We start from the raw sequence: 24334 nt of genomic DNA on the forward strand, positions 1-24334 counted from the left end.
CCGGCTACATACAAAGATCGCATAAGATTTATTATGGAACTAACATTATTTGCGACCATTCAGGGGTAACAGGTCCGAGCTAATGCTATCGAGGCGGTGACAAGCCAAGGCCTTCTGGACACGCTGCTCGCTGATCAAGCCAAAGCCCAATTGGTCTTGACGGACACTAACCACAGACCTCTTTTTTCCGAGAAAATGCAACTGATAGCCGCTTCCTCCCGCTGCATTTCGGAGTATCAAAAGCGATCTGCGCCAAGTCGGGTAAAGTCCTCCAAATCACGAGCGCGGCATTGACTTGGCGAGCCTCGCTTGCCTTGGCGCATACAGGCGTTCGCAGGACGCACAGCAATACTGCTGTTTCCAAGCTGGCTTGTTTACACCAACACCATTGAGGTCTCGCCTCCCCGCTGCACGTCGAAGGCTTACTGCTGGGTCCGAACTGTGCCCTCACGCTCAATGCTTTTGACGCCTCGGATTTTGGCTGCCGCCGCAGCTATTTCCACGTCACCGGCCACCACGAGGGTTCGGATGGCATCGAGCCTGCTGTCGATCGTCAAACCCATCGTCAAGAGTTCAGCCGATACCGTCTCGATGTGGACTGCGGGATCAATGACCATGCGGGATGCGACTGCTGCCTGTCGTGCATCAGGTTGGCTCGTCACCTTGCCATCCCAACGTTGTCGAGCATCACACAGCCATGGAGATCGAATTTCACAGAATCGCGCCCTGGAAAACTAGTCCCGAAGACTGCTGCCGCTGTTCCAGTGGACGGAAACTGATCGCGGAAACTGCGATGTGCTGGAGGAGATTGGAAGAAAAATGCGGGCAAAAGCTCTAGCAACAGGCTTCGGGTCTTTGCGCAGGCCACCGGTGGCGGCGGGAAAAGACCGGCTGAGCACCGGAACGCCTCAGGTTGCGCCATAGCTGCTCTCCGAGCTGAAGACATTGTAGTCGCCAGGCGTCCTGACGATGGTGCCGACCTTCATATCCTTTGAAGCCACGTCAAGCGACGAAATGGATCTCAGATTGGAAAGCAGCTCAGTCGTCATCGCTGCGGTCCGGATTGACTGCGAATGCTGGGAGATCATCGAGATCGTGATCATGTCGCAGAAGCGCGTCGACGGCTGGAAGGATCGTCTGAGGTATGAGCATTAACTCCAGCCCCAAAGCGCGAGCGATGTTGATGAGTGTGGTTGTGCGCGCGGCACTGATTCCAGCCTCTATCTCACGATAACGAGGACGCGATATGCCCGCCATGTCGGCAACCTGCTCTTGGGTCAATTGCCGATCCTTGCGCGTAGCCTTTAGCAACCGGCCGAGATCCCAAAGCGCGTCTGACACTGCCTGTGCCATGATGTGCGTAGCCTCTTTATCCCAGGAATGTCAGGGCGAACCATCTCAAGGTCTGACGCCTTCGGTCAAAAAAAGAAGCGTATACATATCATTTCTTACATAAAGATACGTTATATTATCATTCATATATCCAGCCAAATGGTGCCCATATCTGGCAGATCGTCCTCACCATAGCTGCTTTGTTAGAGCCCCCGCAATTTCCGCTCGCCCTTGGCACTGGCACCAGAGAGAAACGGAATGAGCATGGCCTGACACGATCCTTCGTCGAGCAATTTTGACCGCAAACTATCTAATTCTGCGAGGCGGCGGTCGCCCGCCCCAACCACATCAAAAAGAGTTCTGGAACAGGTTCGCCCTTATGTGATCGGTCTGGTCATCTCCGAAAAATCGCCACCTCTCGCTGAATAGCCGCATCGACCGGGCGCGAAAGACTCTCAAAGTCTGAAAGTGGCATCCGGGCGATCCCGGTCTCGTGTACTGCGCAAATGGCGTGAGAGCCCGCACCCGGTGGCACTTGCCTCGGCACTCGGTTGCGATCGCTGTCAACAAGCCGAACCGTCGATACGCAGAACCGAGATGGCAAGCCGGATCCACAGAAACACCAGACCGCCAATAAACACTAAACCAATAGTTGACTTTGCCGCAATCTTCGCGAACATTGGCTTTGGTTGCATCGCCGGGATAAATCCCCTTGCGCTTGCACGGTTACGCAACTTCGCAATCTGCGCCGGGCCGAGATATCTCGGAACGGCTTGACAGGAGTATTGGCGATGAGAACCGAAATGGCTTTGCTTACACTCTGCCTTGCCGGCGCAGTCGCCTCTACCATTGGCCTGCTCATGGCCACCTATTACTACTAAGGCGATCCCGCTCTGCGGCGGCGGACATAGTCAAAAAAACGCGATCAGGTGGCGCGCATCAGCTTTCGGACCGTACGAGACTTTCTCCCGCCGCGATGGCGGCCTGCGAGTTTCGCGCAGGAAATATCTTCCAAGAAACGGCCGCTCAGGAATGCTGTAGGGCCTTGTCTTGCAGAACGGGGCTTGCGGATAATCACGATGCGGGCCCCTTCAGCAGTGGCCCGCCGGCGCCCGCGCCAGACGGGAAAGCTCGTCCAGGGACAGGTCGCCGAAACTGATCTGCCGCAGCTCGAGCACAAGCTTCATTCGCGCCGTTTGAAGATCGGATACGCCGTCCTGGACACCAATATCGCTTGCCACCCCGATCGCATAACCAATCATGTTGATGATCGCCAGCAGTTCATCGGCACGGTCTTCGACCGGCATCTCGACATTCTTCACAAGCATGCATGACCCCATATTGCCCACAACGCCAGTGTGGCACGTGCGGCACAGCGAAGCGCGTTGCAAAAGCGTTGCACACGCGTGGCGCGATACGCTATGTGTCTGCAACAGCTTCATTTTACAGACTTGTCATACAATTCCCGCCAGAGTGGTGTTGAATTGAAATTCCAGGTGGGAACTTGCATTCTGTCGGTTGCAGCTGCCGTGTCGAGAACAGCGACAAGTGCGAGCGCATCGAGTTGCTTCTGGTCTGTAAAACTCCGGTCGATCACATCATGGAGACGGAGCCAGGAAATCCCCGTCACCTCGCTTAAGGCTTTCCAGGTTCGATCCTTGAAATGGATTTGCCGCGCAGCCTGATGAAGATGGCTGATCTCCCTTTCGTCGAGGTCCCCGGTCCGGCAAGCCGTCTCAAGGGTCGCATCGACATTGACGATCGGTACGGTAAGCGGTGCATAGCCAAGCTCGGCGGGCCCATGGAGCAGCGCCACATCGGCATCGTCGACGCGCCGGCCATTCACATAATCCTCGAAGATCCGACCGATCCCGCGCATCCCGAAGGCCTGGCACTCTGCGGCCCTCAGCGCTCCCATGCTCGATGCCCCGAAAACGGCGACACCGGCCTTCAAGGCGTAGAGCAGCTCCTTGTGCCAGACCGGGGCCACATATTCGAATTGACCGTCGATCAGGCCGATCACGGTCGCACCGTCACCCACGGCCCGCATGACGTCACCCTGGACCGCCGGCGGCCGAAACTCCACATTCGAGGGCCGAAGATGTTGCCTCTGGGCAAGGCTCGGGCCGGCGAAGACGACCTTCATTGCAGGCTGCGCGACAGCGCGCGCGGCCCAAAGCGCAGCCGTCTTGCTCCATCCGGGTTTTCGAGCTGTGGAGCAAAGACCTTGACGACATTCACGGGCAGCCAGTCATGACCAAGCTCGACGCAGAAAAGTTCGCTGACTCCGCGGGTCGCGAGCTGTCTGATGGTCAGATCAAGAGCCGAATGCGTGGTCACGGCATGGAATGTCGGCATGTCATCGGCAGCAATGCATGCCGGCGCCGAAAAGGCCGCAAGATGCGCCAGCTCAGCCGCTCGTTCGAATACGGAGGGGAGAAGATCGTCGCGCGCGCCTGCAATAAAGGTCATCCGGGACTGGACAGCCTCCAGCAATGCGCGCGTGATGGCACCTTCAGGCGTCAGTGCAGCACCCGCCCCAAGCGTCAGGTCGACATAGCGAATGCCATGGCCGAGGTTTTCTGGTGCCAGGAGGGCGGCAACGCAAGGAATGCCAAGATCCGTGGTGATATCAAGCAGGCAAAGCTGCAGCCCTGCTTTCTTCACTTTCGAAAGAAGGTCGAGAACGGGTGCAAATGTGATCCGATCTGTATCAATGCGCCGCGCGAACCTGCGACGGCCAGAGGTCACGGTCCACAGCGCAAGAGCATCGCGCTCCACCCGTTCAAGCAGGCCATGCAGGATCGCTTCCTTGGCTGTATTGCCCGATGCCAATCCGTCGGAGGATTGCCAATAACGCGGAACGAGACGGGTGCGGTCAAAATTGACGGCATCGAAGGGCAGCCAGATCCGTCCGTCGGACACAAGATCATCGGCCTCCACCCAGGCAACACGCTCAACTGCACTGAGTGGCATCTGATGGCGGGCAATCAGACCGTCGAGACAGTGATAACGGCGACCGGCCCCCGCATGATCTGAAGCCGTCGCAAGCTCCAGCCTGCAACCTGGCTCTGTCGCCACGATCCGCTCGACCGCCTCCATGACGGCCGACACGCGAGCCGAACCGTGGTCCAGACCCTTGCCCTGCGCAATCACGATGGCCTTCGCATTGGGGGCGAAAGCACACCAGACCGGAATTCCCAGCCGGTCGAGCCCGGTCTGGCTTGCGACACGTGTAATGCCGAGCCGGCCCAGATGCGGCGCGACCTTGGCCAAGGTCGCTAAAGGCCTACAGGCGCGGAACTCCCCTGCTCCGGCTGCTGGACTATCCGTTTTCATGTAGACCGGAGGCAACCTCATGCAGACCCTGGGCGATCTCGTGCAACCCTTCGGCCGCCTGGGCCGCCGACGTCACATGAACCGCGAAATTGACACCCTTGATGAATGAAGCACCGACGCCGCGATAGGCCGCAGCCGTGGCCATGTCACCAACGGGCACCGCATCGAGGGGAAGAACTGCTCCAGCCTCGAGATCGACCACCCATAGACCGTCCTCGCCGGTCAGCCCGAGTATAACAACGCCTGCCATATCGTCAGTCCCCCTTGAACCCGGCCCTCAGCAGGCCTTCCCGATAAAGCTCAGTTTGCCACTTTTCCTTATGCGGCACCATTGCCAACCATTGCTCGAGCTCGAAGGTCGGATTGTCCGCAAGGAAACGGTTTCGGTGACTGCGTGCCCGGGCCTGGTCGCCGAGCATTCCATGGCAGGCAGCTGCAAGCCGACTGGCAGGCTGCCTGTCCTGCATGCGGTCGATAAAGGAAAGCGCCTGCTGGAAGTCCTGAAGGAAATAGCTCGCACCGGCCGCTGCCCAGTAATAGATGTCAGGCGGCATCGGATTGAGGGAGATGGCCAGATTGACCTTTTCGAGCGCCGCACCAGGCTGACTGGCATGGGTCAGACTGTCGGCATGACCATAGATGGCGTCGGCATAATGCGGGCTGAGCCGCTCTGCCTCGCCAAGTGCTGCCAGGCTGTCGTCGATCGCCCCCTTGTAGAGCTGGCTGACACCGAGTTCCTTGAACCCGCTCGCCGATGTAATGTCGATCTCTATGGCGCGCTTGGCCAGACGTTCGGCCTCCGCCAGAAGCTCTGCATCGCCCTGGGCGGTCAGCACCCATTCGAGCGTCAGTGTCCGCGACAAGCCGGCCAGCGCCAAGGCAAGCCCCTTGTCATATCGCAGGGCTTCGCGAAAGTGCTTACGCGCCCTTCTCAGCGATGGCAGTGACAACTGGGAGAGCGACTGAAGGCCGGAGAGATAGGAAAAATAGGCATCGGGATTTGCCCTGAAGCCCTCGATCGGCACTGCGGACTTGTGCATGCGCTCAACGATAGACGTCTGGATGGCGGCTGCAATTTCGAGCCTTTGCTGGACCGTGTCGGAGGCTTCGAGTCTGAAACGGGTCGCCCAAACCACTTCGTCGGCGGGGAGGAAGATGAGCTGTGCAAAAAGCCAGTCGCCAGATCGGCGTGTGTCCAGCGCATAAAGAACGTGGTGCTGCCTCAGGAGTGCCACCTTGTCGCTGGACGCCCTGATCTTTTCGGCTGTGTAGGGAGCAACGACGGTGACGTTCCGGCTGGTGCAAAGTCCGATCGTCAGATCCTCGATCAAGGCATTGGCCACGAAACCGCTACCTTGCGCTTGCGTGCCGACATCGGGGGGCAAGAGGGCCACGCGTGGAAGTTCCGTGCTGGTGACCGGGGAGCTGCCTGTCTGGGGCTCCGGAAAAGCAAAAGCCGAAACCCCGGCCGGCCGACTGTGCGGGTGGTCGATGAGAGAAGCAAGCACCGCTCTCACGGCCTCGTCGCGAGGATCCTCTTCAAGCAACAGCGAGGCAGCGCGCTTCAAGGCGATCCTTGAAAGGCTCGCCTCGTTGGCGGCATGGCATGCCAGAAGTGTGGATCTGAGGTCCTCGACCAGACCGACATGGGTCTCGACAATCCACCGCCCGATCCGGCCGGGTCGACCCGCATCTGTTGGGAGAAAGCGTCGTGAGACGGCGTCACTCAGCCGCTCCAGTCGAATGCCAAGCTCAGCCTCCTCGGTGCCCGGAAGATCACATTCCAGCATTCCCGGTCGAAGTTCGATTTCACCTGGACCGATCAGAAGCGGACAGTTGCCCTGATCAGCAAAAGCGAGCTGGAAGCGCCGCAGCATCGATCTGAGATTTGTCGCTGCCGCCTCCCCGGCTCCCGGCCAGAAGAGATCGGCAAGCTCGCGCCTCGACACAGGAGCCTGTCTCTGCTGGATATAGGCAAGCATGATGAGGGCGGCAGCCGGGACATTGACCGAATGACCCGACTTATCCTCCAGACGACAACTCCCAAGCGTGACGAGACGAAATCGCATCACGGGGACATCAGGCCGTCTTGTGTGCGGGATCCTCGAGACCGGCTGATGCCTCGCTCTTGTCGCCGCTCAGGGCACGAACCAGTGACAGGACCTTCTGCTGGACTTTCTTGTCCTCGATCGCGATGAAGGCACGGGCCAGTGCGACACATTCCTTGGAAGTCATCAACTGTGTCGGCGTGTCCGCGACCCAGCCATTGGCCTCGAGTACCGGGCTCGGGCCCTCTTCGAAGAAAAAGGCGATGGGGGCCTCGAGGATGGAAGCGATATTCTGCAGGCGGCTCGCTCCGACCCGGTTGGTTCCCTTTTCGTATTTCTGGACTTGCTGAAAGGTGATGCCGAGGCCTTCGGCCAGTTTTTCCTGGCTCATACCCAGCATGTTCCGGCGTAGGCGTATGCGTGCTCCCACATGCCTGTCGATCACGTCTGGACTTTTTCGCATCGGTCATCCTCCCCTCATTGGTGCCAGTCAATCATTGCGCGAATCCACAGGTGGCGCAATCGTGATCAGAGGTTCCCCGACTGTTTACGTCGCAAAACCCGAACATCATCGACGCTACAACATCCTCCACGCTCGACAAAACATCACCTGCAGCGTCTGCTGCTGCCCCGACGATCTCCCGATGTCGTTCTTCGCCCCTTCTGTACACGATGAGATCCAACGGGTGGGATCTGAACATCCAGATCAAGCAGAAAACCTCTGAACCAGAAGCAGACCGACCTTCGGACCGCCAATTCGCCACAGGCGACTTCCTCCTGTTCCCCGGATCAATCTGTACATGTGGAAGGTCCGGGGCAAACAATGAAGAATATCGGAGGCATCAGCATTGCGACGGCTCAAAAGCCGGGATGCCGGGCATTCTCGACGCGCCGGTAACGGGTTAAAAGGGTAGCCGCAGGATCCTGGGCGAAGCAACCCACAAGGGTCAGGCTGGATCGACTGCCCCCGAACACGGCGTTCCAGACGATACGGTGATGCCCCTTGTCGGCGGCCGGCGCAAGACGACCGCAACTCGAAACCATCACCGACCCGAAACTTGCTAGACCGACAGTTTCTTACCCTCCACATTCACCTCGCTGTCCCGAAGAGATTGAAGGGCGGCGCGCAGATCATCCATTTTGAGATCTTTCTGGCCTCGCGACATCAACAATTGCGGGATTGCTTCTGGCGAGACGGCCTTGAAGAAATGATATCCCTGGCCGAGCCGGCAGCCTTGTGTGAGCAGAAATTCCGCCTGCTCCTTCGTCTCGATGCCCTCCGCGACGACCTTAACCCCGAGACCCTGGGCAATATGAAGCAAGCCCTCGACGACGAGGCGCCCCACGTCGCCCGGCCCCAGTCGATCCACGAAGGACTTGTCGATCTTGATGACATCGACAGGAACGGTCAGCAGATGCGTCAGCGATGCAAAACCGGTTCCGAAATCGTCGAGGGCAATCTTCAGACCAGCGTCGCGCAGTGATGCTATTTTCTTTTGAACCTTCTGATCCCGACCGCCGAGATAGACCGATTCAGTCACCTCGAGGATCGCATGGGAAGGTGACACACCTTCGCTCTCGAACGCTTCCAGCAGGTTGCCCGGCAGATCGCTGCAGGCGAGGTCGGCAGCAGACAGATTGATCCCGACATGCTGAAAGGGGATACCCTGCCTGAGCCATTGACCGACATCGGCAGCGACCTGTCGTATCATCTGGCGGGTGAGAGCCGACGCCACCCGAAAGTCGGTGGTGGCTTCATGAAACTGAGCTGCCGGGATAATGGTGCCATCGGGAGACCTGAGGCGCGCCAGCGCTTCAACGCCCACGATTTCCTCCGTATCGAGCCGCACGATCGGCTGATACCAGGCCTCGATACGATTATCCTTCAAGGCGGCGGCAACAAGCTCGATCGCTTTCGACCGCCGTGACATCGCCGAACCAATCGTGGCATCAAAGATGACATGGCCGCCTCGTCTTGTATCCTTTGCATGGTAGAGCGCTATGTCGGCATTCCGGCGGACCTGGCTGGTCGACACGCCCCGCGCGCACTGCGCCATGCCGATGGTGACGGTTAGAAACACGAGATGTCCATCGCAGGTGGCGGGCTGGTTTACCTGAGACAGGATGTCATTGGCGACAAGCTCGAGTGTCAGCGGATCGGTGGTATCAACCAGGACTGCATACTCGTCACCCCCCAATCGAAACGCCTGGTGAGACGCCGTCGCGGCCGCCAATCTCGAGGCTGTCGTGAATATGGCTTCGTCACCGGCCGTATGGCCAAACGTGTCATTGACGGTTTTCAGGTCATCCAGATCCATGAGCACCAGCGACCACACCCCATCCTCATGGAGAGTGCTCAAGACCTCGTTGAATTTTGCACGGTTGGGCAGACCGGTGAGAACGTCGGTAAAGGCGAGCCTTTGGTGTTCGAGAACACGATCGTTTCGCTCCAGGGCAATCATCGCCAGTGGAATGCAGCCTTCGACAATGCTCTGCTCGAGCGGCGTGGGCCCACGACATTCGGGGAAATAAAGGGCGAAAGTACCCAGCACCCTGCCCTTGCTGCCAGAGATCGGCGTCGAGAAACAAGCTCTCAGACCCATTGGCAGATCAGAGGATGGAAACGAGACCCAGCGAGGATCGTGCTCGATATCCAGGACCGCGACGGCCTTTTGCAGAAAGGCCGCCGATCCACAAGCACCGACGGCCGGACCGATCTTTAGTCCGTCGAATGCGCCAGCAAAAGTCGCCGGCAAACTGGGGGCCGCTGCAGGGTGGAGGCAGTCGCTCTCGTCAACAGTCAGAATGGAGGCATATGCTGATGGCAACAAGCGCTCGACTTCCAGACACAGTCTGATGAGCGTCTCATCCAGACTGTCGCCTTGAGCAATCATTTTGAGAATGAGGTTTTGAAGTCCAATCAGCATGTGGCGACCCTCCGAATGCTTCGGTGTAGGCATCATAGTCTGCAATCAATACGATATTCAGAAAAAGGAATCATTTCGATTAACACATGGTTCCTTTCAGTAATTTTCGGAATGTTCCTTTGCACTCCCTCATTGCGGATGCCGATTTTCTCGACTGTATGGCAAGCTACCATTTCCCCAGGTGAAGGGGGGCACAGTCAGTCGACCAGGTGAAGCGGCTTGCCGCTCTGCATTGTAGTGGTTAAAGATCCGCAGCGTAGACGATCAAGGAGCATTATCATGGCAACTGGAACTGTTAAATTCTTCGCTCAGGACAAGGGTTTTGGCTTCATCACCCCTGACAATGGCGGCCCCGACGTTTTCGTCCATATCTCCGCTCTCGGTTTCGGCGGCTCCTTGAAGGATGGCGACAAGGTCAGCTTCGACGTCGGCCAGGACCGGAAGACGGGTAAGTCCAAAGCAGAAAACGTAACCGTGCTCTGAACCTGTTCCGACCAAGATCTGAGCGACGCGAAGGGTGGCCGTTCCGCCTCATGCGCCGCCTACCGCCTCGACTGCACGGCCTTGCAGCCCGCATGAAGAAGGCTGCGCTCTGGGCACCTAGATGCCTTGGACCGCATGGCAGACGGCCATGAACGAACATCCTTGTGCGAAAAGCACGAGCAAGTAAGCCTCAACCGTTCAGGTCTGCGCGACTTTACCAATCTGCAGGAACTCACAACAAGAGCTTGCACCCATGCCGTAAATCCGCGGTTTGCTGATTGCGTCAGCCAAAACATCATGGAAACTTCCGCCCCGTCATCATCGCAATCAACTGATGTCGGTTGCGTATGCCGCTTTGGAATAAATTGATCAACAGCTTCGCACTTTCCTCCGCTTGCGCAGAATTGGGCTGAAAGCGCCTGAAGGCACATATCGAATGATGCGCCCGTTCCAGCATAGCAAGATCATCGGGACTGAGTGGCGCTTCTAGCTTCTTGGCAGCGTCAGGAATCATGGCCGTAGATTAGAGCGCTATTCTGCGCGAACAATCACGTTTCTGACGCGACGCATATGGATAACAACGATGTGATGAAGCCTCTTGGCGGAGCTGACTGAGACAATCACAACAACCAGCTCATCCGGCTTTGAATACCCCCAAGATTTGCACAGACCGTGTCCACCCGCTTCAGATTCCTCTCCATCCGCGGTCAAACACGGATGGTAAGATCAATCCAAAGGGGTCAAAGCTGGGCTCCGACTACCCGCCCACAGGTCGAAATTGGAAGCAGAAACACACTCAGAGCCAAGCATTTATAGGCTTTTTGACGATCCCATTAACTGTTTCCTCAAAGCCGAGCATGTAGACTTGTGTACTTATGCAAGGCCAGCACCTGATTTCATATCCTTAGTGTTGAATGGAGAGATTATCTCATGGCAGATGACGCTTGCCAGGCGCAAGCCAACGTAAGTGCCGGTCAGTCCCGAAGCTTGCGCATCTTGCACAGGTTCTACACGCTGGTCATCGCCTGGAAACACTCACTTTTCTCGAAAATCATTATCGCCTTTCTTGGTGTCGGCCTCTTTTCCTACAGCCTGGGTGCACTTGTCGGTTGGTCCATGTTCGTCGAAGCAGCCAAGGAGCAATGGAACAGCCAGGCGAGAACAAACCTCCAGATTGCCAGTTCGACCCTTCGCGGTGTCTACACCTATGTCGTCATCCGAACAGACGAGGACGGCCATATTGAACGGATCGTGACCGCGCAACCGATCGGCGACGACGATTCGATCCTTTTTACCGGCTTCACGCCGACCGACGTGCTCGCGCTTGTTGCCGCACAGACCAATCACGACGCGTGGCTTTTCCGTCATGATGCGCAGACTGGCCAGTTTTTTCCCGTCGCGGCATCATCGGGAGTTGCCCCCAGCCAAGCTCCGTGGATTTCGAGTGAGGAGGACCTTTTCACTGGCAGAGCCCTGGCGGGGAGAGTTTCAACCGGCTTTGCGACCATAGATGGTGAAAGCTACTTTGTCGGCGTCTTGCCGATCGTTAGTCCAGACGACGTTGTCCTGGGTGCGGTGGCCGTCTCGATTGGCAAGGCGACGGTCCTCAAGCGCTCTCAGCAGAAATTGCTCAGCAATTCGCTGGTCGTCATGCTGACGATCCTGCTTCTCACCGGCCTGATCGCCACATTTTTTGCCAGAAGTCTGTTCCGCCCGGTTCCAGCATTGGTCCAGGCAACGCGGCAAATCTCCAGGGAAGTGACGGACAAGATCACCCCGTTCCAAAACCGCAGTGACGAGATTGGTGAAATGGCTCGGGCGATCGAAGCGCTCCGCGAGGCTGTGGTCGAGCGCGCCAAGCTGCGCGAAATCCGAGACATGGCCATCGAACTCGAGCATATGGCTCATCATGATACCCTTACCGGGCTGGCAAACCGGGCGCTCTTGATGAAGACGCTGGAAACGGCGCTCGACGACATCGGGGACACAGCCGGGTTCAACATCCTTCTGCTCGACCTTGATCGCTTCAAGGTCGTCAATGATACCCTTGGTCATGGCAGCGGGGATCGGCTGCTGATTGCTGTGGCTGAGCGCATCACAGCGTTGCTCGACGAGCACGACCTCGCAGCACGGCTCGGCGGCGACGAATTCGCGGTCATTCAGCGCGTGCGGACGGACAGTGCCAGTGAGGCGCGGGCTCTGGGTGCGCGGCTGCTCCAGACAATAGCTGCCGGTTACCTGCTCGATGGGCACGAGATCATCGTGGGCACGAGTATCGGGGTTGCATGCGCGCCAAGCCATGGCGCGAGCGCCGGTCAGCTGCTTCAGAATGCCGATCTCGCCCTATACAGGGCAAAAGCGGCCGGCCGTGGTAACCTCGTCGTCTATGAGCACGGCATGGACATGGTCGTGCAGGATCAGCATGCCCTCGAAATCGACCTCAGGCTCGCACTTCAGCGTGGCGAGTTCGAGCTGCACTACCAGCCGTTCATCAAGATCTCAACCGGCGAGATATCCGGCTTTGAAGCGCTGGTTCGTTGGCGTCATCCCCAGCACGGGCTGATTGCGCCAGACCGGTTCATTCCCCTTGCCGAGGAGACCGGGGGAATCGTTCCGCTCGGGGCCTGGGTGCTCGAGCGTGCTTGCACCGACGCCAGCAAGTGGCCAGCCACTATGCGCCTTGCCGTGAACCTTTCGCCCGTTCAGTTACGCAATGGCAGGATCGTGGAGACAGTCCAGGCGGCGCTTGCCGCGTCTGGCCTTGATGCCACACGACTGGAGCTGGAAGTCACCGAAACGGTGATGTTGGCCGGCTCCGAGAGCCGAGAAGCTCTCAAGGCGATCGCCACCTTGGGCGCATCCGTCGTACTGGATGATTTCGGCACCGGCTATGCATCCCTGAGCTACCTCGCAGACATGCCATTCAGCAAAATCAAGATCGACCGCGGATTTGTCGCCGACCTGCCAACCCATCCAACGTCCAGGGCAATTGTTGGAGCCATCACCAATCTGGCACGCGAACTGGACATGGAAATCACGGCCGAAGGCGTCGAGACAGAGGAGCAGTTGCTGATCCTCAAGGCGGCTGGCTGCACCAATGCGCAGGGCTTCTACTTTGCCCGGCCACGACCACTTTGCGATATCGAATTACCCACACGACAGCAAAGCTTCAACGCGCTTCGACGTAAATGAACCAGCGATAATCTCGCAACAACTGGCGCCTCCAACGGGAGAACATCATGCAGTATCTGACCAAGATCGTCTGTGCTCTGGCCTGCATTGCACCTGCCGCGCCGGTCATGGCAGAGGAGACGAACGGTACACTGAAGAAAATCGCGGAAACTGGCGTCATTGCGCTCGGTTTCCGAGAAGCCGAGCCCCCCTTCTCTTACAGAACCCCAGAGGGCGACGTCATCGGTTTCTCCATGGACCTTTGTTATCATGTGGTCGAGGCCGTTCGCCAACATCTCAAGCTGGACAAGCTGGCGACTGACTACGTCGCGGCAACGTCGGCTACACGCTTCGTTCTCGTCAAGAGCGGCAAGATCGATGTTGAATGCGCGGCAACGACGAACAATGCCGAGCGACGCAAAATGGTCGGTTTTTCCTATCCGCATTTCACCACCGCCACTCAGTATATGACACGGCGCCAAGACGGGATCCTCAGTCTCGAGGGGCTGGCGGGTCGCTCCGTTGCTGCCGCCTCCGGCACTGTTAACATCGACCAGCTGAACGCGATCAACCGCGCCAACCAGCTCAATATCGGAGTAATCCCTACAAAGACCAATTCGGAGGCTTTCGATCTGGTGTCTGACGGGCGCGCCTCTGCCTTTGTGTGGGATGGTATTCTGCTTGCCGCCATGATCGCGCAAGCGCCTGATCCCTCGATGTTTGCACTGTCGCAGGAGGCATTGAGCCCGATCGAACCTTACGGCCTTCTGGTGCGCCACGGAGACGAGGAATTTAGAACGCTTGTCAATTCGGCATTGAAAGAGGTTTTCACGAACGGCGAGATCGAGACGATCTACAATAAATGGTTCATGTCGCCGATTCCGCCTAACGGCATGAATCTCAATTTGCCCATGTCTCCCGCGCTTAAGGCGGCATTCGCCAATCCGACGGATTATGTGGAATAGGGAGAAGTTCGATGAAAGGTCAGTATTCTCAGAACTTGGAATTACCGAAGGTGCTCCTCGCGGCCGCAGCCACACTTTTGTTTCTGCTGTCCGCCGGACCCAGCCGTTCTGAAGCGCCAACCTCGACGCTCCAGAAGATTGCCGAAACGGGACTGCTGCGGATCGGCTACAGCGCTGAAGACTTTCCCTTTTCCTACCGTGAACAGGATGGAACCGTCACTGGCTATTCGACAGAGCTTTGCCTCCAGGTGATCGACACGATCCGCCAAAGTCTGAAGCTTGCTTCGGTGAAGGTCGAGTATGTGGAGCGGACCCCACGCGATCGGGTGAGCAAACTGCGAAACGGAGATTTCGACATAGAATGCGTTGCGAGCACGAACAATGCGGAGCGGCGCAGAAGTGTCGGCTTTTCCTATCCGCACTTCATCACGGGCACCCAATTCGTCGCACTTCGGAAAAACAACCTCAAGACGATTGCCGATCTTGCCGGGCACACTGTCGCCGCGACATCGGGAACGACCAATATCGGACAATTGAACGGGCTAAACCGCGACAGGGCGTTGCATATTGCAGTCATGACCGTCGAGACCCACAAGGACGCTTTGCAGTTGGTGCGAGAAGGACGGGCGGCGGCCTTCGTAATGGACGGCATACTGCTCGCAGCCATGATTGCGAAGGCGCCCGATCCGGAGATATTCGCGCTTTCGACGGAAGCACTCGGCTGGCCGGAACCTTATGGCCTCATGGTGCGGCTGGAAGATACGGAGTTCAAGTCTGCGGTGAATGCCGCACTGAAAAACATCTATGCGAGCGGCAAAATCGACGAGCTATATGAGAAGTGGTTCAATACACCAGTTCCGCCCTCGGGCATAAACATGCGGCAAGCGATGACGAAAGAGGTACGCGAGGCATTTGACAATCCAGTGGATCCTCAAGGTCCGTAATCTGCCGCGCCTTGAGATCAACCTGAGTGCTGCCGGTGACCGGCCGGTCTACGAGAGGATCGCAACCCGCATGGGACGAAACCGCGCGGCAGCTTCGGTACGCGCGAGCGCACATAGCCATGCGGCAAAGCCGCCTCGCCTACACTCCTTTCATCTTGAAGGAAAAAGTATCAGCGAGATGAATCGATCACACCGTATCGATGCACATGCGCCGCTTTTGCATGTTCGCAATCCAGCCTAGTCTGTTTTGTGGCGCATCCGTCATCCGCAACTGTGGCCGGATCGAATCATCCGGCCACGCGATGATGGAAACCTTCAAAAGCCGGGACGATGCGACCACGGCGCTGTCTCGCCTCAAGCGCACGAAAAGAAGCCGAAGCCATCGCGACGTCCTCTGCGCCGAGACACGTTTGGAATACTCGAAACCATATGTTTCCTGTGGTTTACCTTGGCCTGACAACACTTCCAGCATTGCAGACCCTATCGCTGCCATATCGTCATCGTCATAACTGAAGGGGACACGAGAAGAGGGAGATCGTCCGTTATGACCACCACAAACGAAATCGCCGACAAGATTGCAGCTGATCAGAACCTGACCAAGGCGCAGGCCAAGGCCATCGTCGAAAGCGTCTTCAGCCAGATTGCCGAGGCAGCAAAGGCTGGAGCGGAAACATCGATCCCGTCCTTCGGCAAGTTCAAAATCAAGGAAACCCCGGAGCGTGAGGGCCGCAATCCCGCAACCGGCGCGACCATCAAGATTGCCGCTGCGAAGAAGCTGACGTTTACACCCGGAAAAGCGGTGAAGGACGCCCTCAATAGCTGACGCATTTATGCTGCCAGGGCGGACAGACGGGAGCCTCCCAGTAGGGAGGCTCCTCAATGAGCGGCAGTCGATGAGTCGTAGATTTCCGCACCAAATGGTGCTAAATATGCTACTCATCTTCAGGAGCCTTGACATGCGATCTACCATAAATCTCGATGACAATCTCATGGAACGGGCTAAGTCCCTTACAGGCACGAAGGAAACGGCGGCTCTTGTTCGACAAGCGTTGGAGACCCTTGTGCGTGTTGAATCCGGCAAACGGCTGATCGCGCTCGGTGGCTCAATGCCAGAGGCTGAGGCGTCGCCGCGCCGACGGAGCGACGTTGCCAAGTGATCCTGGTAGACACCTCAATCTGGATCGACCATTTTCGATATGGTGACGCAGAACTTCGAAAAATCATCACTGATGACCGGCTGCTCTGCCACCCTTACGTTGTCGGCAAACTGGCGCTCGGTAGCCTACGAGAACGGGACGCAGTCATAGCTTTCCTAGCCGCTCAGCGCGAAGCAACGATCGCGACCCATACAGAGGTCATGACGGTAATTGATCGGCATTCGATATTCAGCATGGGGATCGGTTACACAGACGCGCACTTGTTGACTTCAACACTGCTCGACCGGCGAGCAAGCATATGGACAAGAGATAAGCGCCTGGCGGCCGCAGCACAAAAAGTTGGTGCGACGCTTTATCAGCAGGGGCAAGCCTCTCCTTAAAACCGTTGCGCAGAAAGGTCGGCGAGCGGTAAGGCCTTGAGCGGTATCGAACCGTCGACCCGACGTTACTTCGGATGCGAGACGGCAGATAAATGCGGCAGATCAAGCCTCTGGTCTATTTGGAATGTCCTGAAGGGGGCCGGAAGCGGACTGTCCGGTGTTAGGTAGTGAAATGATGGTAGCGGACATCAACACTGCGGGATCGATCGACTGGTTTTGGCTGATACGGGAGATCAATCGCGCGAAAGGAGAGAAGACAGAAATTGGGGTCTTGCAGCGCGAGCAGCAGCGCTGCCAGTGTCGACAGCGTCACTTAGATGTTTTCCCGGGTATAAATGTTGAAAGGCAGAATACGCGTCTGGGAACCACCGTTGCCACGCCGGTCCACCGAGTGAAGCATGTTGGTGACGGCCACCTGTGCAAGGTTCTCCAGTGGGTGCGCTATCGCAACTGTCATCGACCCTTCTAGCAAGGCCGCTCTCGTAACGTCCATGAGCTCGTAGCCTACGACCACCAACTCCCCGTGCCTCTTGCTCGAACGTAGGGCCTGAAGAGCACCGCTGATCCCGCCTCCAGCTACATAAAGCCCAACCAAATCCTCATGATCAGTCAGAAGCTTCTCCGTCATTTCTTCGGCAATCGCAGATGATTCAAACGTGGAGAGTGGCTCCAGCAGCGTCAGCTCGGAGGGATGTTCGCGAAAGTAGCTTCTGAACCCCGTCTCGTTCATTTCCTGATTTCGGTAGCGGGGGTTACCCATGAGAATTCCGAGCTTTCCCGGGGCCTTGCAAATGTTGGCAAACACCCACGCCGCCTGTCTTCCCACCTTCCAATTGTCAAGACCGATGTAGGGAAACTCACCGGTCGCTGAAAGTTGACTGATGAGAGCAAACACCTTCACACCTGCCCGCTCGATCTCCGATAACGCCTCGCTGACGATCGGGTGAACTGCAGATGTCACGCAAATCGCTTCACACTCCTTTGCAAGTGCGCGAGCGCGGTCAGCGGTATTCTGGGGGGATAGATCCTCGAGGAACTCGATCCTCAGGTCTATGTCGACGTTATCAAGCGCCTTGGCTGCATTGCGGAAAGCAGCAGCCGTCATCTGATAAAATGGCCTATGAGGCTGCAGGAGTAGCAATCCGAAGCAATGCCGTGGCCTGCTCGCCAAGTTTCTGTTCTGGATGGCTCCCAGCCCATAGAAGCCGATCTCTGCAGCGGCAGCTTCCACCTTCTCACGCGTCTGTGCACTTACGGCTGTGTGTCCCGCAAGCACTCGATTGACTGTTGCAACTGACACTCCGGCTCTCGCCGCGAGATCCCTGATCGTCGGCCTCATATCGGCTCCATGATACTTTTTGTATCAGAAATAGCTCAATTCTGACACTTATGAGACAACATTCATGCGACAATAAGTCAAGCATTGATTTGATCCATCTCAATTTGGCATCTTCCACCTCATCAAGTTGCCCTGAAAAATGGCAATTGGCGCCAAGAACTACACAGCGAATGCTGGCCGTAAGAGGAGAGCTCAAGTGGACGATCTGAAGTTCGGCAAGAGGAATAAGCGCGGTGACTGGTCCCCGAATGCGCCTTTGGAAGTGGCGCCGTTCTGGACTTGGCCGCCGAAGTTTCTCTCGCTGCTGAAATGGATCCCGGAATACCTGTTCCCATGGAACGCATTCCACCTAGCAACCACAATGCTCTACTGGTATTTCGTGATTCCGGATCGCGAAGTGATGGTGAACCTTAACTGGGGCTGGGCGCTCTGGCTTTATGCCGTAAATGCCGCTGCCATCTTCGCATTCTACGGCTCCATCGAGCTGATATTCTACGTCAAGCGGAAGCAGGGCAACCGCTTCAAGTACAATGCAAAATTCCCGAGCGAGCAGCCCTCTGATGTGTTCTGGTTCAAGAGCCAGAACATCGACAACTTCTTGCGCTCGTTCTTCATTTCGATCCCGCTGTGGACGCTTGTAGAGGTTCTGTTCCTTTGGGTCTTTGCGAATGGCTGGGTTCCGTGGCTAAGCTGGGCAGATCACCCGGTCTATCTCTGCATCCTCATTCTGCTCTGCCCCGCAATCCATGAGGTTCACTTCTTTTGCATTCATTGGCTCATCCATCAGGAGCCGCTCTACAAGTGGATTCACTCGGTTCACCACAACTCCGTGAATCCCTCTCCATGGTCGTCGCTGTCCATGCATCCGATCGAGGGGTTCCTCTACCACGCCGTCGCATTCTGGCACCTCGTCATACCGTCAAACCCCATCGTCGCGCTGTTCCAATTGCACGCGGCCGGATTTGGTGCAGTCAACGGCCATATCGGGTTCGACAAGCTTGAGATCACCGAGAATACCCCTTTGGACAGCCACGCCTACACCCACTACCTGCACCACAAGTACTTTGAGGTGAACTATGGCGGTGACGGCCTCATCCCACTCGATAAGTGGTTGGGCACCTGGCACGACGGCACCAAGGAAGGCGATATCCGTATGGAAGCACGGTTCGAAAGGAAGAAGGCCCGCGTGAATGCGAAGGCGTCCGGCACGAACTGAACGAGATAGGCGAGCTGGTTCTAGGAGGAGACAGCTCGCAAAATCCGGCCCGGAGGGCAAAACATCAACCAGGTGACTTCTGCCGAGGGGGCAGAATTTTGGAGGAGAAAGTCATGAAGTTTTCGAAGTGTCTGATGCGGCTCGTAACCGCCACCGCTATTGCCGCTGTCACGGTGACCGCAGCGTCAGCGGCAAACATTGCAGTCGTCGGCGGCAAGAACGACGACGCCTTCTGGAACAAGATCAAGAAGGGCATTGATGACTCTCAGCTCGTTGTCCAGGCCAATGGAGGGACGGTGAACTACCTCCGCCTCCAGACTTACGACAACTTCGCTCCCGACGTTGTTCAACTCATTCAGACCGCGATCTCGATGAAGGTCGATGGTCTCGTGATCCCGAACTGGGTGCCGGAGTCGGAAGACCCGGTCATCAAGCAGGCCGTTGAAGCCGGCATCAAGGTCATCCTGATGAATGCGGGTTCTGCCGAAAAGGCGAAAGAACTGGGTGCGATCAACTATGTGGGCTCGGATGAATACATCGCGGGCGTGGCTGGCGGCGAATACTTTGGCAAGAAGGGGCAGAAGAACGTTCTGTGCGTCAATACGCTACCAGGCACCGCGAACATCGAAGCGCGCTGCAAAGGCATCGCCGACGGAGTCGCCAAGAGCGGAGGCAAGTCCACTCAGCTTCCGCTTCCCTCGTCCAGCTTCGGTGATCCGAATGCCGTTGCCGAGGCGATCAAAGCTACCCTCCTCAAGGATCCTTCCATCGATGGCATGGCCACGATCAGTGCCGGGGACGCTGACAGCGCCGCAATTGGCATCCAGCAGGCAGGCCTCACAGGGAAAGTACAGCTCGGTTCGTTCGACTTCAGCGAGTCCACACTGATCCGCATCAAGAACAACGAACAATCCTTCGCCATCGACCAGCAGCCTTATCTGCAGTCGTTGCTCTCGGTTACCCTTCTGGCATCGCATATCGATTTCGGCACGGATCTCCCGACGCGTCCTCTTCTCACGGGGCCCGGCATCGTCGACGCCACCAACATCGATGCCACTCTCGCAGGTGTCGAAAAGGGCGCGCGCTAGTCAAGTCGATCCAGCCGACGTTCCTTGTCGGCTGGATCTCCAAGCCATGGGCAGTGGGACATGCTGCAGTGACAGCTCACCGTTGGGAGGAAAAATCCGTGCGACCAATCAACCCGTCCGGCCTGTTGCGTCGGCCCGAAGCGGGAGCCTTTCTCGGGCTGCTCTTCGTCCTTGTCTTCTTCACGATCTTCGGATCGTCTCAGTTCCTGGCTCCAGCAGGCGCGTCTAGCTGGTTGAATGTTGCCGCCAATCTCGGTGTGGTCGCAATCCCGATTGGTCTATTGATGATCGCGGGAGAACTTGATGTGTCGATCGGATCGATGATCCCTGCGGGATCTATGACCGTTGCAATCATCTCGGGTCATTATGAGTTGCCGATCTGGCTTGGTATCGCCGGATGCCTCGGTCTCGGGCTAATCGTGGGCCTGATCAACGGTGTGCTCGTGGTTAGAACGGCAGTACCGTCACTCATCGTCACACTCGGCACGCTATTTGCGGTCGCAGGGCTTACCCTTGGGTTATCCGTCATGATTACGGGGTCGACCAGCGTCGCCCTGCAGTCAAGCGGGGTAGCCAAGCTCATCTTCGGTTCGTTCATCAACAACACGTTCCAGGTGATGATCCTCTGGTGGCTCGCGTTTACGGCCGTCTACATCTTCGTCATCCACTTCTCGCCATGGGGAAACTGGATCTTCGCCATGGGCGGTGACCGGATCAGCGCTCGCAACGCTGGCATTCCGACCGACAAGCTTACGATTGCACTTTTCGTGGTCTCGTCCGTCAGCGCAGCGTTCGTCGGCATGTGCCAGGCGATGTTGTTCAACTCTGCTCAGGTCTCGTCCGGCAGTGCATTCATCTTCAACTCGATCATATCGGTGGTCGTTGGCGGGGTTCTGCTGACGGGCGGTTTTGGCTCGATCATCGGGATTTTCTTCGGCACCATCACCTTCGCAGTCGTGAACCAGGGCATCTACTTCACGACGTTCGACCGGAACCTTTCGAGCCTGATCATTGGTGTGATGCTACTCGCTGCGGTCCTGATGAATAACACCTTCCGCCGCATGGCGCTCTCTTACACCTCGAAGAAGAAGTGAGGGGCCGAGATGTCGACACTCATCATGAAGCTCATCGACGTTTGCAAGTCGTTCGGCCCGATAGACGTTCTGCACAACATCAACCTTGAAATTCGTGCTGGGGAGGTTCTCTGCCTTCTCGGCGACAACGGGGCGGGCAAGTCCACCCTGATCAAAACCTTGTCCGGGGTGTATGTGCCGAATTCAGGCACGATCGAGATGGACGGCCTTCCAGTCGTCTTCAGAACCCCGAGAGATGCAAGTGATCGGGGCATCGCTACAGTCCACCAGTTCGGTGGAACGTTTCCTCTCATGTCTATCGGCCGATCATTCTTCGTTGGCGTCGAGCCCACAAAGGGATGGGGTCCCTTCAAGATTTTTGACCGCAAGAAAGCCAATGAGATAGCGGTTAAAGCTGTTCGGGACTTCGGCATTACGAGGATCGACGATGGAGATCGTCTGGTCGGCGGCCTCTCGGGCGGAGAACGCCAATCCTTGGCTATCGCCAGGGCGGTCCACTTCGGCGCACGCGTGCTCATTCTAGATGAGCCGACGGCGGCCTTAGGGGTGAAGCAAGCGACCCACGTTCTTCGGATCGTGAATGAAGCGAAACGCCGTGGTCTCGCGGTTGTGTTCATCACGCACCAGGTCACGCACGCGATGGCTGTCGGAGATCATTTCGCTGTACTCATCCGTGGTGCGATCGCCGCTGATTTCAAACGTGGCGAAAAGACACGTGAGGAGATCACCGACCTCATGGCTGGCGGTGAGACTATGGCCGACCTCGAGGCGGCGATTGAGGCTGACAGTGCCGCAGCGGGCAATGCTCAAGCTGCTGAATGAAAACCAGATTTAATGCGGGCGGCGAACACTTTTCTGTCCGGCCGCCATATCGAATGCAGAGGAATCAAGATGGGAAACTGGACCCGCGTATGCGCGAAAGATGACATTGAGCAAGAGAATCTCATCCGTTTTGATCATGAGGGACGGACTTTCATCGTGATCCGAAGCCCCGACGACACTTTCCATTGCACGGACGGAATATGCACCCATGAACACGTGCACTTGGGCGACGGCCTCGTGATGGATCATGTGATCGAGTGCCCGAAGCATAACGCCACTTTTGACTATCGCACCGGGGAAGCCAAGCGCGCACCGGCATGCATCAACCTGAAGACCTGGCCTGTAAAGGTCGAGGGCAACGATATCCTGATCGAGATCTGAGAATATGTCGCAATTTGAACTAGCCGCCTGTGCGGAAATGATCTGGCGTGACCGACCGATTGAATGGCGAGCTACGCGCCTGACAGAGCTCGGTTTCGGTGTAGGGCTCTGGAACTGGCCAGAGCATGATCTGTCGAAGCTGGAGAAGACCGGAGCAACGTTCACGATCATGAACGGTTATCTGACCGGGCGGCTCACCGACGATGAGGGCGCGGACGAGCTGCTGCGTTCCGCCAAGGAAACAGCTGCAATTGGCAAGCGACTGGGTGTGCAGCGCTTGAATCTCCATGGCACGGGTCTGGGCGAAGGCGGGCTCCCCGTGCAGCCGATTGAGACCGTGACCGGGGCAATGTGGCTGAAGGCTCGCGACACCCTCTGCCGCATCGCAGATCTGGCCGAGCAAGAAGACGTCGTCTTCACCCTTGAGAACCTCAATTTGCCTGTAGATCACCCGGGCGTTCCGTTCGGAAGAGCGGAGGACACGCTAGCCCTTGTTTCGAGTATCAATCACCCACGTTTGCGCCTGAACCTTGACCTCTATCACGCGCAGATCGGAGAGGGGAACCTTATCGAATTGTGCCGCAGGGCATTGCCTTGGATCGCCGAGATCCAAGTTGCGGATGTGCCGGGCCGGTGTGAGCCTGGTACCGGCGAGGTCAACTGGAGCGGGATCGCGCGCGCACTCCATCAGATGGGTTATCAGGGCCCGGTCGGCATGGAGGCATATGCTTCCGGCGACCCGATGGATGCACTCGAAGCCTTCCGGTGGGCTTTTTCTCTCTCACGGGATGACCTCTGATGGTGCATAGGAACACTCGACCGACAGTCTCGGACATCCGTGCGATGAAAAGCCGAGGCGAAAAAATTTCGATGTTGTACGTCACAACCATCGATGAGGCCGCAGCAGCGAACGCTGCTGGCGTTCACATGCTCTCAATCGAAGGCCGCGTTTTCAGCCCACAGATGCGAGAAGCCGCAGGCAATTGTTTCGTGCAGGTCGGATTGCCTTACGGCGGCTGGGGCACTTTTCAGGGGCAGCATCTGGCGACGGCCGAGGACTACTTGCGAGCAGCGTACCACTTTACTGCCATGGGAGGTGACTGCTTCTATTGTGCAGCGTCCTTCGACGTTCAGAAGGCTCTATGCGACAATCATGTTCCAATTGTCGCACATGTAGGCCTCATCCCCTCATACATCACGTGGACAGGCTTCCGCGCAGTTGGGAAGACAGCCGCAGAAGCGACAACCGTCTGGAGCGAAGTCAAGCGGCTCGAAGCCATCGGCTGCTTTGGTGCAGAGCTGGAGTGTGTGCCGGACCGTATCGGAGCATACATATCCAAGAATACGTCCATGATCATGCTTGGCATGGGCGCTGGTCCTGACGCTGACGCTCAGTATTTGTTCGCGGAAGATGTGCTCGGGCACACCGACGGCCACAAGCCGAGACACGCCAAGACCTATCGGAATTTTGCAGCCGAATTCCAACGTCTACAGGCAGAACGCATATCTGCATTCCAAGAGTTCGTCGCTGACGTGAACTCCGGAGCTTATCCGGAACGCCAGCACAACGTATCGATCCCCGACAGCGAATACGAAGCCTTCGTGGCCGGGATCAACGATCAAACACCGTCCCACTAAGGATCCACTG

Annotated in this window: 26 protein-coding genes; 15 read left to right on the plus strand and 11 right to left on the minus strand. The window is 57.2% G+C overall.

The genetic code is table 11. From position 1 onward, the window contains the following. Positions 1-422 precede the first annotated feature (422 nt). The 10 genes from E9677_RS15985 to E9677_RS16030 all read right to left on the minus strand — a co-directional run bounded on the left by E9677_RS15985 (position 423) and on the right by E9677_RS16030 (position 9646). Complete coding sequence (locus E9677_RS15985; protein WP_136559091.1) at positions 423-662, minus strand: hypothetical protein; 240 nt, start codon at positions 660-662, stop codon at positions 423-425. A gap of 246 nt (positions 663-908) precedes the next feature. Further along, a complete protein-coding gene (locus E9677_RS25900) occupies positions 909-1049 on the minus strand; it encodes a hypothetical protein (protein WP_408014734.1) in 141 nt (46 codons plus the stop codon). Then, complete coding sequence (locus E9677_RS15995; RefSeq protein WP_136559092.1) at positions 1039-1353, minus strand: helix-turn-helix domain-containing protein; 315 nt, start codon at positions 1351-1353, stop codon at positions 1039-1041. Before E9677_RS15995 ends, E9677_RS25900 begins: the two co-directional genes overlap by 11 nt. A gap of 1070 nt (positions 1354-2423) precedes the next feature. Then, positions 2424-2639, minus strand: coding sequence for a hypothetical protein (locus E9677_RS16000; protein ID WP_136559093.1), 216 nt, complete (start codon positions 2637-2639; stop codon positions 2424-2426). A gap of 131 nt (positions 2640-2770) precedes the next feature. Then, positions 2771-3478 carry a TfuA-like protein gene (locus E9677_RS16005; RefSeq protein ID WP_136559094.1) on the minus strand — a complete coding sequence of 236 codons (708 nt, stop codon included), beginning with the start codon at positions 3476-3478 and terminating at the stop codon, positions 2771-2773. Further along, a complete protein-coding gene (locus E9677_RS16010; RefSeq protein ID WP_328591171.1) occupies positions 3475-4692 on the minus strand; it encodes a YcaO-like family protein in 1218 nt (405 codons plus the stop codon). The genes E9677_RS16005 and E9677_RS16010 overlap by 4 nt, the downstream gene beginning before the upstream one ends. Then, a complete protein-coding gene (locus E9677_RS16015) occupies positions 4658-4921 on the minus strand; it encodes a hypothetical protein (RefSeq protein ID WP_235882989.1) in 264 nt (87 codons plus the stop codon). Before E9677_RS16015 ends, E9677_RS16010 begins: the two co-directional genes overlap by 35 nt. A gap of 4 nt (positions 4922-4925) precedes the next feature. Continuing rightward, entirely contained in the window at positions 4926-6740 is a 1815-nt protein-coding gene (locus E9677_RS16020) for a hypothetical protein (RefSeq protein WP_136559595.1), read from the minus strand. A 10-nt stretch (positions 6741-6750) separates the two neighbouring features. Beyond that, complete coding sequence (locus tag E9677_RS16025) at positions 6751-7182, minus strand: helix-turn-helix domain-containing protein (RefSeq protein ID WP_136559096.1); 432 nt, start codon at positions 7180-7182, stop codon at positions 6751-6753. Between the two features lie 598 nt (positions 7183-7780). After that, positions 7781-9646, minus strand: coding sequence for a bifunctional diguanylate cyclase/phosphodiesterase (locus E9677_RS16030; RefSeq protein ID WP_168801236.1), 1866 nt, complete (start codon positions 9644-9646; stop codon positions 7781-7783). Between the two features lie 279 nt (positions 9647-9925). Here E9677_RS16030 and E9677_RS16035 point away from each other — a divergent pair, with 279 nt between their 5' ends. The 8 genes from E9677_RS16035 (at position 9926) to E9677_RS16070 (ending at position 16746) form a co-directional block, all read left to right on the plus strand. After that, on the plus strand, positions 9926-10129 hold the full coding sequence (locus E9677_RS16035; RefSeq protein WP_136559098.1) for a cold-shock protein: 204 nt from the start codon (positions 9926-9928) through the stop codon (positions 10127-10129). A 930-nt stretch (positions 10130-11059) separates the two neighbouring features. Further along, positions 11060-13321 carry a putative bifunctional diguanylate cyclase/phosphodiesterase gene (locus E9677_RS16040; protein ID WP_136559099.1) on the plus strand — a complete coding sequence of 754 codons (2262 nt, stop codon included), beginning with the start codon at positions 11060-11062 and terminating at the stop codon, positions 13319-13321. Between the two features lie 47 nt (positions 13322-13368). Then, positions 13369-14265 carry an amino acid ABC transporter substrate-binding protein gene (locus E9677_RS16045; RefSeq protein ID WP_136559100.1) on the plus strand — a complete coding sequence of 299 codons (897 nt, stop codon included), beginning with the start codon at positions 13369-13371 and terminating at the stop codon, positions 14263-14265. Between the two features lie 11 nt (positions 14266-14276). Beyond that, complete coding sequence (locus E9677_RS16050) at positions 14277-15209, plus strand: amino acid ABC transporter substrate-binding protein (protein WP_136559101.1); 933 nt, start codon at positions 14277-14279, stop codon at positions 15207-15209. Positions 15210-15430: 221 nt separating this feature from the next. Then, positions 15431-15718, plus strand: a complete 288-nt coding sequence (locus E9677_RS16055) for a WGR domain-containing protein (RefSeq protein WP_235883031.1) — start codon at positions 15431-15433, stop codon at positions 15716-15718. 35 nt (positions 15719-15753) lie between these two features. Beyond that, positions 15754-16032, plus strand: coding sequence for an HU family DNA-binding protein (locus E9677_RS16060; RefSeq protein ID WP_136559103.1), 279 nt, complete (start codon positions 15754-15756; stop codon positions 16030-16032). A gap of 133 nt (positions 16033-16165) precedes the next feature. Further along, positions 16166-16366 carry a type II toxin-antitoxin system VapB family antitoxin gene (locus tag E9677_RS16065; protein WP_007597733.1) on the plus strand — a complete coding sequence of 67 codons (201 nt, stop codon included), beginning with the start codon at positions 16166-16168 and terminating at the stop codon, positions 16364-16366. Further along, entirely contained in the window at positions 16363-16746 is a 384-nt protein-coding gene (locus E9677_RS16070) for a type II toxin-antitoxin system VapC family toxin (protein ID WP_136559104.1), read from the plus strand. The genes E9677_RS16065 and E9677_RS16070 overlap by 4 nt, the downstream gene beginning before the upstream one ends. 313 nt (positions 16747-17059) lie before the next feature. Here E9677_RS16070 and E9677_RS16075 read toward each other — a convergent pair whose 3' ends face one another. Then, positions 17060-18085 (minus strand): LacI family DNA-binding transcriptional regulator, encoded by a 1026-nt coding sequence (locus E9677_RS16075; RefSeq protein WP_136559105.1) that lies wholly within the window; start codon positions 18083-18085, stop codon positions 17060-17062. A gap of 196 nt (positions 18086-18281) precedes the next feature. On the opposite strand from E9677_RS16075, the gene E9677_RS16080 reads away from it, so the two are divergent. From E9677_RS16080 to E9677_RS16110, 7 genes are all read left to right on the plus strand, one after another. Beyond that, entirely contained in the window at positions 18282-19301 is a 1020-nt protein-coding gene (locus E9677_RS16080; protein WP_136559106.1) for a sterol desaturase family protein, read from the plus strand. Between the two features lie 113 nt (positions 19302-19414). Then, on the plus strand, positions 19415-20389 hold the full coding sequence (locus E9677_RS16085; RefSeq protein WP_136559107.1) for a sugar ABC transporter substrate-binding protein: 975 nt from the start codon (positions 19415-19417) through the stop codon (positions 20387-20389). A 98-nt stretch (positions 20390-20487) separates the two neighbouring features. Further along, on the plus strand, positions 20488-21483 hold the full coding sequence (locus tag E9677_RS16090) for an ABC transporter permease (protein ID WP_136559108.1): 996 nt from the start codon (positions 20488-20490) through the stop codon (positions 21481-21483). A gap of 9 nt (positions 21484-21492) precedes the next feature. After that, entirely contained in the window at positions 21493-22305 is an 813-nt protein-coding gene (locus tag E9677_RS16095) for an ATP-binding cassette domain-containing protein (protein ID WP_136559109.1), read from the plus strand. A gap of 69 nt (positions 22306-22374) precedes the next feature. Beyond that, entirely contained in the window at positions 22375-22686 is a 312-nt protein-coding gene (locus tag E9677_RS16100; protein ID WP_136559110.1) for a MocE family 2Fe-2S type ferredoxin, read from the plus strand. A gap of 4 nt (positions 22687-22690) precedes the next feature. Further along, on the plus strand, positions 22691-23485 hold the full coding sequence (locus tag E9677_RS16105; RefSeq protein ID WP_136559111.1) for a TIM barrel protein: 795 nt from the start codon (positions 22691-22693) through the stop codon (positions 23483-23485). Beyond that, a complete protein-coding gene (locus E9677_RS16110) occupies positions 23485-24324 on the plus strand; it encodes a 3-methyl-2-oxobutanoate hydroxymethyltransferase (RefSeq protein ID WP_136559112.1) in 840 nt (279 codons plus the stop codon). Before E9677_RS16105 ends, E9677_RS16110 begins: the two co-directional genes overlap by 1 nt. The last annotated feature ends 10 nt before the right edge of the window (positions 24325-24334 follow it).

Origin of the sequence: Peteryoungia rhizophila, from assembly GCF_004912145.1 — a bacterium.
Taxonomy (GTDB): domain Bacteria; phylum Pseudomonadota; class Alphaproteobacteria; order Rhizobiales; family Rhizobiaceae; genus Allorhizobium; species Allorhizobium rhizophilum.